This window comes from Bartonella sp. CB10SXKL (assembly GCF_042195515.1).
In the GTDB taxonomy this organism is placed as follows: domain Bacteria; phylum Pseudomonadota; class Alphaproteobacteria; order Rhizobiales; family Rhizobiaceae; genus Bartonella.
In genome coordinates, this window is record NZ_JBHION010000004.1 from 64137 (window position 1) to 76562 (window position 12426).

9 protein-coding genes are annotated in these 12426 nt (G+C 35.8%); 1 reads left to right on the top strand and 8 read right to left on the bottom strand.

From position 1 onward, the window contains the following. Positions 1-201: 201 nt before the first annotated feature. The 8 genes from ACFIK3_RS03535 to ACFIK3_RS03570 form a co-directional block, all read right to left on the bottom strand. The gene (locus ACFIK3_RS03535) at positions 202-2955 is read right to left on the bottom strand and encodes a DEAD/DEAH box helicase (protein WP_375676260.1); all 2754 of its coding nucleotides are present in this window, start codon (positions 2953-2955) and stop codon (positions 202-204) included. A gap of 22 nt (positions 2956-2977) precedes the next feature. Next, positions 2978-4618 carry a site-specific DNA-methyltransferase gene (locus ACFIK3_RS03540; protein WP_375676261.1) on the bottom strand — a complete coding sequence of 547 codons (1641 nt, stop codon included), beginning with the start codon at positions 4616-4618 and terminating at the stop codon, positions 2978-2980. Between the two features lie 83 nt (positions 4619-4701). Continuing rightward, positions 4702-5103, bottom strand: coding sequence for an SUF system Fe-S cluster assembly protein (locus ACFIK3_RS03545; protein ID WP_273791253.1), 402 nt, complete (start codon positions 5101-5103; stop codon positions 4702-4704). Next, a complete protein-coding gene (locus ACFIK3_RS03550; RefSeq protein WP_375676262.1) occupies positions 5096-6340 on the bottom strand; it encodes a cysteine desulfurase in 1245 nt (414 codons plus the stop codon). Before ACFIK3_RS03550 ends, ACFIK3_RS03545 begins: the two co-directional genes overlap by 8 nt. 10 nt (positions 6341-6350) lie before the next feature. Beyond that, positions 6351-7613: a Fe-S cluster assembly protein SufD gene (gene sufD / locus ACFIK3_RS03555; protein ID WP_375676263.1), complete on the bottom strand. Its 1263-nt coding sequence runs from the start codon at positions 7611-7613 to the stop codon at positions 6351-6353. 11 nt (positions 7614-7624) lie between these two features. After that, on the bottom strand, positions 7625-8380 hold the full coding sequence (gene sufC / locus ACFIK3_RS03560) for a Fe-S cluster assembly ATPase SufC (RefSeq protein ID WP_273791255.1): 756 nt from the start codon (positions 8378-8380) through the stop codon (positions 7625-7627). Positions 8381-8540: 160 nt separating this feature from the next. Continuing rightward, on the bottom strand, positions 8541-10052 hold the full coding sequence (gene sufB, locus ACFIK3_RS03565; protein WP_375676264.1) for a Fe-S cluster assembly protein SufB: 1512 nt from the start codon (positions 10050-10052) through the stop codon (positions 8541-8543). Positions 10053-10190: 138 nt separating this feature from the next. Then, positions 10191-11366, bottom strand: a complete 1176-nt coding sequence (locus ACFIK3_RS03570; RefSeq protein ID WP_375676265.1) for a cysteine desulfurase family protein — start codon at positions 11364-11366, stop codon at positions 10191-10193. Between the two features lie 161 nt (positions 11367-11527). Between ACFIK3_RS03570 and ACFIK3_RS03575 the strand changes: the two genes are divergently transcribed. Beyond that, complete coding sequence (locus ACFIK3_RS03575) at positions 11528-12208, top strand: alpha/beta hydrolase (RefSeq protein ID WP_273791258.1); 681 nt, start codon at positions 11528-11530, stop codon at positions 12206-12208. Positions 12209-12426 lie beyond the last annotated feature (218 nt).

A 12426-nucleotide genomic window follows, 5' to 3' on the forward strand; every position in this document is an offset into this window, starting at 1 on the left:
AATAAGATTGTACTTTTATAAAAAATTGTAAATGTGCTACAAATCCCCATACAAAAGCATAATCTTGTATAACTTTTCTATACATTTTTCTTTTTATTTTAACGTCGTTAGAAAAAAGTTAAAAATAATTATTCAAACATTTGATTGAACCTCACACCCGTCAATTAAAAAACTTATGTGTTTTATTTTTGAAGCAAAAAGTTACGAGCTCTCAAGTATAGATTCTGAAATGGTAAACTCTGCACACAAACCTTCAAAACTACTATTTGCTTTAATAGCATCATGGGGAATAAGAACATAATACCATTTTTTATCGCCATAAGTCGCCGCATAGCGCGTTGCATGACAACACCATTGAACTGCAGCTTCTCTCTTTTTTAAAACAATAGGATTTTGCATTTCAGAGGCTTTTTTAGGCTCACAAAGATATTTGGCATCCTTCGTTTCTACAACAAAGTCCGGTTCATAAGTCGATCCTTTATCATATTCTATTCTGAAAAAACCTCGAGCGGGTTTCATCCATTTCAAGACTTGTGCATCATCCTCTAATATTTGAGCAAATCGTAATTCCCCTTCTACTGAATCAAACTTTTGTAAAGGATAACAGCATTTTCTAAAGCCGCTGAATACAAGTTTTTTAATATCACTTTTAATGGCAGGAATATTACGAAAATCAAGAGGAGACGTCCCTTGCGGTAACACATAATGGATAGGTGATAAAGTTGTAAAACCTCGTGTAACTTTAACCGCATAATCTTTTTGCGTTTCCCATTGATGTTCTCTTAATTGCGCAACAATAAAACTAGTAAGCTTGTGCTGATAGTGAATTAATACGTTCTCAACAGCTGTATCATTGGGTAAATAAGATCGGAAATGTTCTACTATCTGACTAGCTAATTTTCGTAATAAGAGCGTATGGTTATCATAATCGACAAAGTCATTATCAATCAAACCACGAATGATGTAGTTTTCAAGATAAGGCTCTTTTACATATTCATTCTTAGAAGTAAGAAAAATGCTTTTATGGGTACGCAATTCTCGAATTAAAAGTTCTTTACTAACAGGTTGAAAATTTAAGCTTTCTAGATTTTTTAAATCAAAATCATAAAAACCATAAGTAACATCACGCGAAGGTATGAGTATAATATTTGGAATATCTATTATCAGTTCTGTTAATTGTTTTGTCAGAATTGTCACCACTTTTGATACAAGAGACTTTTGTGATGAAGGCTTAATATTCATAACTTTATTAGCAATTTTTTCTTGTATCTGTGCAGAACAAAGCATTTGAGAACTTGGCAATTTATCATTCTCTTTGATAAGATCCCACGCGATCGCTACAATTTCTTGCTCCTCAGGCGTTAATGTAGGGGAATCTGTATTACGTAATATGATACCTTGTAAATCAGAAGATGCTCCATTTATATCGGAATTACGTGTTACCATCGTTTGCATCAATAAAGCTTCTACTTGACTTGGAACTGTCACTATATCTGTCTTTTCAGAGGATATATCACCCCCTGTTCCAATCTCAATATGCTTTTTTATAATTGAGTTTGGATCGTTTGCACGATCAATAATATCTTGAAAACGATCATGCGCAATAATTGTTAAACGATCAATAACTTCCACGCCTGTTCTATACCCATAAGGCAAACGCAATCCACGCCCAATTGTTTGCTCTGTTAAAATTTCTGAAGCCGATGCACGCAACGGTACAATAGTATAGAGATTCGTAACATCCCACCCCTCCTTTAATTTATTAACGTGAATAACAATTTCTGTTGGGTCATAAGAATTTTCAATTGCAATCAGCTTTTGAATATTTTGATCTTCTTCTATATTCGACTGTTTTGTATGAATCTCTATAACTTTTCCCTTATAAGCTCCTGCAAAAAAATCATCTGATTCCAATAAATCACGCAATTTCTGTGCATGATTTGTATCTTGAGCGACAACTAAAATAAAAGGCTTAACGAAATTTTTGTTATAATCTTTTGCATAGACAATTAAATCTGCTTTCACGTTTTCATGGGCATGAATTGCATCTTGTAATTTGATATGTTCTAATTGTTCAGATGTATAATTTTGAGGTTGAAAATCTTTACGTGTAGCAACAGCAGGCTCTTTTACAAAACCATCCCTCATAGCCTCTGCAAGTGAATAACTATAGACAACATTTTTAAAATCTACGGGTTTTGCACCTATTGTTTTTGGTGTCGCTGTAAGCTCTATTCCTAAAACAGGTTTTAACTCATTAATTGCTGCCGCACCAGCAGAAGCTCGATAACGATGTGCTTCATCCATTAACAAAACTAAATCAGGAAGATTTGCGAGATAATCAAAATAACTTTCACCAATCGTTTCTTGTAAGCGTTTAATTCTCGGAATACTAGATTTTAGTGCGCCTTTTTTATTATCTGTTGTATTAATTTTAGAAATATTAAAAATATTGATAAAGGCCGTATCTCTATTCTCAAACAAACGCTTTTGTCCTTCAAAATGGTGTTCATCAACGCGAATACCTTTACCACTTTCATAATCTTCACCTGTAATAATAACGGGTCTATTGGCAATAAATTCACTCATTCCACTGAAAACATACTTTGGACTTTGGGGACTAAAATCCTGTTTTAACTTTTCATAAATAGTCAAATTTGGCGCTAAAACAAAAAAATGGCGGCTACGACCTGTTAAATAAAGATAGCTAATAAAAGCCCCCATAAGTCGCGTTTTCCCAACACCTGTTGCTAAGGCAAAACAAAAAGAGGGAAAGTTTCGTTCAAAATCTTGCACAGAAGGATAAAGATTTTTTATCACTTCTAACTCTGCAACCAAATCAGCATTTTTAGAAAGCTCTATATTTTCTAAGATTTTTACCAAAATATTTAAAGATTCACGTTGAGGATCACGTAACGATAAGCGAGCAGAAATCCTTTTTTCAACAGTGTTCATGAAAAACTCCGCTTTTTATATATTATTCAAATAGATCTAATTCTGCTTGCGCAATATCTTTATTTTTGTTGTTTTCTTTTACCACAATCACTGGTTCAAGATTGGCTACATTTAAACTGTAATCGTCCCTTCCCCATTCGCATTTTTCTAATATTGCACGGGGGATTTTAGTGAGTGTCAGATTTTCAAAGGATGCTGATTTTGTATCAAAGGCTGTACCACAAACCAGCAACGTGCGATGAGAGCCTACCTCTTCACTCATTATACGGAGTTGTTCATGGGTCATAGCGCTTGTTGTGACATAAATATAATCTGTTTCGGTTGAATACCCTTGCATCCAATAATGATTTTCATCAGGTGCGTAGGTAAATCCCATATGTTTGCACATTGCTTCTGAAAGCATCGCAGCATTATATTCGCGACTAATAATCCATTGTCCCCATGGATCTTTTTGTAACAGAGAAGGTGCAAGGCGATAATAGCGAAATCCACCGCCACCTTGCCAATTGACACTTTTGGAAATTCCCCCTTGATCAGTTCCATCAATGACTTGTTTTAAACGAGGGATAATGTGGGTGTGACAATGCTCACCAAGTTCAATCATAATCCACTTTCTTCCCATTTTATGGGCAACAGCACCGGTTGTGCCGGAACCCGCAAAAGAATCCAATACAAGATCACCGGGATTAGTGGCAAGTTGAATGATGCGTTCCATTAACCGCTCAGGTTTGGGAGTTGTAAAGACATTATCAGAATTAAAAACTTTGACTTCTCTTTTGGCATCTTGGTTGTGTCCCACTTCTGTATAGAGCCAAATCGTCATTGAAACCATACCATTTTTTACTTCTGATAAAAAACGTTTCATAGAAGGAACATTACTTCCTGTTGGACCAAACCAAATACGATTATCGTTCAATAATTCAAAGAATTTTTTTTTATTCATAGCCCAACTTCTACCATTAGGAGGCATTACCTTGCGTCCAGAAGGTGTGATGATTTCATAAATATCCTTAGGTGTTACTCTTTTTACGGATAAATCTCCAGATTTCCAAGGACCGCGAGGATCATTATCAGGATTTTTATAGCGCGCATCCATATTGTTTGAACGAGGAAGCAATTGAGGGCGCCAAATCGTTTTATCTTTGGCATAAACCATGATAAAATCATGGTTATCGGAAAGCCATTTTGTATCATTTTGTGGAGCATATTTCTTTTGCCAAATAATATTGTTGATGAAATTTTGGCGACCAAAAATTTCATCCATCATCACTTTAAGATAGGCTTGTTCATCATCATCAATTGATATCCAGATACTTCCATCATCCGCCAGTAAATGATGTAACAATTCTAGCCTGTCTCTCATAAGGCTGAGCCATATGGAATGCTCTAAACCATCTTCATAATGTTCAAAGGCATTGCCTGTATTATAAGGCGGATCGATATAGATACATTTTATCTTCCCCATATATTCTTGTTCAAGCGCTTTGAGTGCGAGCAAATTGTCACCAAAAATAAGTTTATTATCAAAAATATCTTGGGATGATATTTGATGCGAAGCGTGATAAGATTTTTCAAGATCCTCTAATAAGATACGAGGCTCTAGTTTTGGGCGTTTTTCTTTTCCAATCCAAGTGAGTTCTAGTTTTTGTTTATTATAACTCATGCTATCGTCCTTAAATTCAAACGCTTGTGAAAAGTAAACAGCTTATTCATGAATGGCTAAATTAGAGTCTCTTAACAATACTTTTAGTACCATCCGACAGCAATTTGAGCTTCTTCTGACATACAATCAGGTGTCCATGGTGGATCAAAAGTCATAGTGACTTCAACATACGAAACCCCTTCAACTGCACTGACTGCATTTTCTACCCACCCCGGCATTTCACCAGCAACAGGGCATCCCGGTGCTGTAAGAGTCATTTCAATTTTTACTGAACGATCATCTTCAATATCAATACGATAAATCAGTCCTAGCTCATAAATATCAGCAGGAATCTCTGGGTCATAAACTGTTTTAAGAGCAGCAATAATATCATTCGTCATACGATCAATTTCATCTGCTGGAATTGCTGATATGTAAGATTTTTTATTTTCACTTACAGTTTCAACAGATTCTGTAGAATGACGCTCTTCAATTAATTCAGCCATTAAAAAATGTCCTTGTTTCTTGCAATGCTTCTACCAATTGATCTATATCTTCTTTAGTGTTATACATGGCTAACGATGCGCGGCAAATAGATGTTAGACCAAAGCGCTGTAATAAAGGCTGTGCACAATGAGTTCCCGCACGTATTGCAACCCCTTTTCTATCAATAAACATAGCGATATCATGGGCGTGAATTCCTTCAATTGTAAATGATATAATAGCTCCTTTATTGGGAGAATGACCATAAATACGCAATGACTCAACCATTTTAAGTTTTTCCTGCGCATAAGCTAAAAGGGACCTCTCATGGGCATGAATCGTGCTACGACCTTTCTCTTGTATATAATCAATAGCCGCAGTTAATCCAATAGCTTCAACGATAGGAGGGGTACCTGCTTCAAAACGGTAAGGAGAAGCATTATAAAACACCTTATCGGTTGTTACCTCCTCGATCATTTCCCCTCCCCCTTGAAAAGGACGCATTTCTTCTAATCTATCTTCTTTACCATACAAAACACCAATACCAGTGGGACCATAAAGCTTATGACCTGTAAAGACATACCAATCACAATCGAGATCTTGCACATCAACGGTTAAATGTACTGCTCCTTGAGAACCATCAACAAGAACCGGAATAGAATTTTGATGTGCTAGTTTAATAATCTCTTTAACAGGAGGCACAGTTCCTAATATATTGGACATATGCGTTATAGCAACAAGCCGCGTTTTTTCGCTTAAAGCCTTTTGGAAATCTTCAATGTGCAGAACACCATTTTCATCGACAGGAACAAAAATAAGTTTAACACCTTTTTGTTCACGGAGAAAATGCCAAGGAATAATATTTGAATGATGTTCCATGATCGTTAGAACAATCTCATCACCTTCTTTGAGTTTTGGCATCGCCCAACCATAAGCAACAGTATTAATAGCTTCTGTTGCATTTTTCGTAAAAACAATTTCTTCAGCTTTTTGAGCATTTAGAAAAACACGAACGGTTTCACGAGAATTTTCATAAGATTGTGTTGCTATATTGGCTAAAAAATACATTCCCCTATGCACATTAGCATAACTATAGTGATAATAATTATTCATTGCATTGAGTACTGACATTGGTTTTTGGGCAGAAGCACTACTATCAAGATATGCTAATCGCTTTCCATAAACTTGATGGTGTAAAATAGGAAAATCACGCCGAATTTCTTCGACATTATAAGTAAATGTTTGTACGTTATTTTCCATTTTTTCTACCTTAAACATTTTTTTCAAGCCATTTACTAATGATATTCTCCAAAATGATTTGAATCTTATCCTGCTTGATGTCATCAATGAGCTCAGAGATAAATCCTTTAATCAAAAGTGCACGAGCCGTTTTAAATGGGATACCACGCGCCATAAGATAAAAAAGATAATCATGATTAATATTAGCAACTGTTGCACCATGACCGCACGCAACATCATCAGCAAAAATCTCCAGTTCAGGCTTTGCATTAAATTCTGCATCATCTGAAAGAATAAGGCTATTACAAGCCATGCGTGCATCTGTTTTTTGCGCTTTTTGAGAAACACGTATTATTCCTTGGAAAACACCAACAGCCTTATCTGTAACCACATTGCGTATAATTTCGGTTGATGTTGACTTTTCTTCCACATGACGAACAGTCATTGTAAGATCACTATGTGTTTGTCCTGATAATAAATTTATGACGCGTAAGTGAAAATTAGATTCTTCTCCCTGTAATTCAATATCGATTTCTTGGCGATTTAATTGGCTCCCTATATTAATGACATAAAGTGATAACTTCGCTCTTTGATCAAGAACAGCACAAAATCGACCAAATTGTGTAGAATTAAAATCACGATTGCGAATGAGAATCCACGTAACATCACTATCAGCAGCAATACTTAATGAAAATATTGAACTGACAAAGGTATCTTTATCATTGCCAACCTGATGTTCAATAAACATAACTTGACTATTTTTATCAACTTTTATATCCGAAAAAATATGAGATTGTCCCCCCATTTGTATATTTTGTAATTCAATGGGTATATTTAACTTTGTATTTTCAGGGATGTGAAAAAGCCAACCATCTGTAACAAAAGCTGTATTTAACTGTCCAATAAAATCTTCATCAGAAATGTTTTGATTTATCTGCACAGAATTATCTTCTAATGCGTCTGAAAGGCGTTTTACTGTAATATTGTCTACCTTTGACTCTATCGATGTTTTCCCATTGTTTATGGAGAAAACAGCACTTTCTGAAAGCAATGCATCAACCAATTGATTGTCTTGAACTTTTGAAAAATTGCTAATAGACTTCAGTAAGGTACGCAGATTGGTATAATGCCATCTTTCGATTTTACGGGAAGGAAGCCGTGTCATTTGAAACTGCTCAATAGTTTTCTTGCGGATTTCCTGTACAGCTTTATCACCAGGTAAGTCGTTTACATACTGATTAAAATTACTGAGGATATTTTCTTCAACCGCTAACAAGTTTTGCTGTGCATTCATATTTAATAACCTCAAACCGCTTCCCTGATAAGATCAGCATACCCATTTTCCTCTAAATAAAGCGCTAAGGATTTATCACCGCTTTTGATAATTTGTCCTTTATAAAGAACATGTACCGTATCAGGAATAATATAATTAAGTAGCCGTTGATAATGGGTAATCACCAAAAATGAACGTTTTGAATCCCGAAGTTTATTAACACCATCTGCAACAATTTTTAGTGCATCAATATCTAAACCAGAATCCGTTTCATCTAAAATGCAAAGTTTAGGTTCAAGAAGTGCCATTTGTAAAATTTCAGCGCGTTTTTTTTCTCCACCTGAAAAACCTACATTTAATGGACGCTTTAGCATATCCATATCTATTTCAAGTTTGGCTGAAACTTCTTTAACATATTTTATAAATTCAGGAATTTTAAGTTCTTCGTGACCTCGTGCTTTGCGTTGAGAGTTCATCGCAACTTTTAAAAATTCCATTGTTGCTACCCCTGGTATTTCCATTGGATATTGAAATGCAAGAAAAACACCATATGCAGCACGTTCTGCTGGATCCATTTCTAAAAGTGATTGCCCATTATAGAGAATATCTCCTTCTGTTATTTCATAATCATCACGACCAGCAAGTAAATAAGACAAAGTTGATTTTCCGGCTCCATTTTGTCCCATGATAGCGGCAACTTCTCCATCTTGAACTGTCAAGTTTAAACCACGAATAACTTTTGTATCGGTCTCAGCAATACGGGCGTGCAAATTTTTTATCTCTAACATAATTTAATCCTGTTTTGGCTGTTTTTTCAGATACAGATGCGGATTATTTTGCCTTAGCATTCATCTACTTTTGTAATTAGCATAGAGGTCATTTTTAGCATTATATGCTACTGTTACAGCCTTTTTACATAAAGTCTTCTATTTATCTAATTAAATAAAATTATCCAACACTACCTTCAAGGCTAATACCAATAAGCTTTTGTGCTTCGACAGCAAATTCCATGGGAAGTTTTTGAATGACCTCTTTTACAAAACCATTTACAATTAATGCGATAGCTTCTTCTTCGGGAATTCCTCTCTGCATAACATAAAAAAGTTGGTCATCAGAAATTTTTGATGTTGTGGCTTCATGTTCAAACTGAGCTGTTGCATTTTTTGCTTCAATATAAGGAACTGTATGTGCACCACAATCATTCCCGATTAACAAACTATCACATTGCGTAAAGTTACGCGCATTTTGTGCTTTTCGATGAGCTGTGACTTGTCCTCGATACGTGTTATTTGAAAAACCTGCAGAAATACCTTTGGAAATAATGCGACTGGAAGTATTTTTTCCCAAATGAATCATTTTTGTACCGGAATCAATTTGTTGATGACCGTTTGCAACGGCAATAGAATAAAATTCTCCACGCGCATTATTACCACGGAGTAAGCAAGATGGATATTTCCAAGTAATCGCAGAACCAGTCTCAACTTGTGTCCATGAAATTTTAGAGCTATCACCTCGACAATCTCCACGCTTCGTCACAAAATTATAAATACCACCCTTTCCATCTTTATCGCCAGGATACCAATTTTGTACTGTAGAATATTTAATCTCTGCATTTTCAAGGGCAATAAGCTCAACAACAGCAGCATGAAGTTGGTTTTCATCACGTTGGGGTGCTGTACACCCTTCAAGATAAGAAACATAGGAATCTTCAGCGGCGATAATCAATGTTCGTTCAAATTGGCCAGTGTTGCGTTCATTAATCCTAAAATAAGTTGAAAGCTCCATAGGACAACGAACCCCTTTGGGAATATAAACAAATGAACCATCTGTAAAGACAGCTGCATTTAAGGCCGCATAATAATTATCACTTATAGGTACAACTGTTCCTAAATATTCTTTAATAAGCTCAGAATGTTCAATAATCGCCTCTGAAATAGAACAAAAAATCACACCGGCACGTGCCAGCTCTTTTTTGAATGTTGTTACAACAGAAACAGAATCAAAGACTGCATCAACAGCCACCTGCCCCGATACAGACATACTGTCATCAAAAGTGGAGGGATCAGACTGTTTTCTTACTCCTGCCAAAATCTCTTGTTCTTTAAGGGGAATGCCAAGTTTCTCGTACGTTGCTAATAACTCAGGATCCACTTCATCCAAAGATTTTGGTCCTGTATGATTTTTTGGAGCAGCATAATAATAAAGCTCCTGAAAATCAATTTTAGGATATTCAAGACGCGCCCAATGAGGCTCTTGCATTGTCAGCCAACGTCGGTAAGCCTTTAAGCGCCATGTTAGCATCCATTCAGGCTCATGTTTTTTAGCGGAAATAAATTTGATAATATCCTCATTTAAGCCTTTTGGAGCTTTATCGGTTTCAATATTGGTTTCAAAACCATATTTATATTGGTCAACATCTATTTCACGTACTTGGCGTATCGTTTCTTGTACTGCCGGCATAAATTTTCTCCATTTTTTGGCGTCAAAAACCGGTAACTAAAGTCTTGTTTTTTACAAGATTAAAGTAAGCAAGTTATCTCTAGGCTATAGGTAAAGTGCAAAAATTTCAATCAAACTTATTTTATTTTTAAAATAATTCTAATTTTTATAACTTTCTGATGATAAACCTTCCCCTTTTTTCCTGCTTATAATTTGAGAAAAAAACGACAGAAAATCATCAATATCTTCAGAAGTTGTGCCACGCCCTAGCGAAATGCGAATGGCACCATTTGGAACATGATACCCCATTGCCTCCAACACTTTGCTTTGTTTTACTTTTCCCGAAGAACAAGCAGAGCCGGATGATAAAGAAAACCCTTCTAAATCAAAAGCAATTTGCATCGTTTCAGCTTTTATATTTTTCACGGTAAAGTAAGTTGTATTTGGCAAACGTTGAACTCTTTTGCCAAAAATTTCAACATTTTTACTTATTCTTTGTAGTCCATCTTCTAATTTATTGCGTAAATATATTAACTGTTTTATTTCCTCCTGTGTGAAGCAATCAGTCATTGCTGCCCCAAAAGCAGCAATAAGGGGCAATGCTTCTGTTCCTCCACGGAGACCTTTTTCTTGTCCTCCCCCAATAATAAGAGGATGTGGCATGAGAAGATTACCACATGAAACAAAAGCACCGATTCCTTTCGGACCGCCAACTTTATGTGCAGACAATATAAAAAAGTCTCCTCCTAGCTGATTAATATCCACAAAATTTTTATCTACATATTGTGTCAAATCAACAATAAGAGTGCCTCCTAAATCCCGAACAATAGCGGCGATTTCTGTTAATGGTTGAATAACACCCGTTTCACTATTTGCAGCTTGAATAGCAACAAGAGGTAAACCTTTTGTTTTATCATGAACCGTTAAGAGTGATGTTAATTTATCTTGTTGTATGAGCCCATCTTGATCAACAGCAATGACGCTTATCAACTCTTTAGAAAAACGTCCTCCCTCTGCCACAGAGGGATGTTCAGTCGCTCCAAGGTAAAGACGAGAAAATTTAACTTTTGCATTCCCCATATTGTAAAAGGGTGTTAACAAAGTCATTGCGGCTTCACTCGCACCAGAGGTAAATACCACGTGATCTGGATCTGTTTTAAGATTTTCAGCGATTTGCCGACGAGCCTTTTGCAACAAAGTTTTAGCCGCACGCCCTTCCTTATGAACAGATGATGGATTACCAAATATTTCTAAAGATTCCAGTAACGCTATTCGTGCCACTTTTTTGAGTGGTGTTGTTGCGTTATGATCAAAATATCGGCGTTTTATAACCATTTTACATCGCAATCATTAATCTTATGAATTGATTAAAAAAATAGCGCAATTTTCTTGAAAAGTGCACTAAAAAAAGAATATCTAATAATTATTTAAGAGATTCTATGGTAAAAGTCGACCAAGATCAATGAAAGCCTTTTATTGCATTTAAGGAGCATTTTATGCCAGAAATTATTTTTAACGGTCCTGCGGGTCGGCTCGAAGGACGTTATCAACCTTCACAACAAAAAAATGCACCCATTGCGATTATTTTGCATCCTCATCCCCAATTTGGTGGAACTATGAATCATAAAATTGTCTATGACCTCTTTTATATGTTCCAACAACGTGGCTTTACAACTTTACGTTTTAACTTTCGTGGTATTGGTCGTAGTCAGGGTGAATTTGATTATGGAATAGGAGAACTTTCAGATGCTGCTGCTGCTCTCGATTGGGTGCAAACACAACATCCAGACTCTAAAAATTGTTGGGTAGCAGGATATTCATTTGGAGCATGGATTGGTATGCAGCTTTTAATGCGCCGACCGGAAATTGAGGGATTTATCTCAGTTGCCCCTCAGCCTAATGTTTATGACTTTTCATTTCTTGCACCTTGTCCCTCCTCTGGGCTTATCATTCATGGCGGTATCGATAAAGTTTCCCCTCCAAAAGATGTTCAAATACTTGTCGATAAATTAAAAACACAAAAAGGTATCATCATCACACAAGAAATATTAGAAGAGGCTAATCACTTTTTCAGTGGATGTCATGAAGAACTTATTGAGCGATGTGCCCACTATTTGGATAACCATATCTCCAATGAACTTCTCGCTCCTCCTCCTGAAATACTTTCACTAACTTAGGAAAATACGATAGATTTATAAAAAATTAGTAAAAGTCGTTTCTGATCATAACAAAGTAATTTTTTCCGTTTGCATTTAAAATTTTTCTAAATTTTATTTCAGGATAGAAATGAGAATAACAGCATACCTGTTTTCTATCACTGATAAGTCTCTTTTTTAGCGTAAAAAGGAAATAATACCTGTATTATTATCTTTATGTTACCAATATGTCTCTTTCT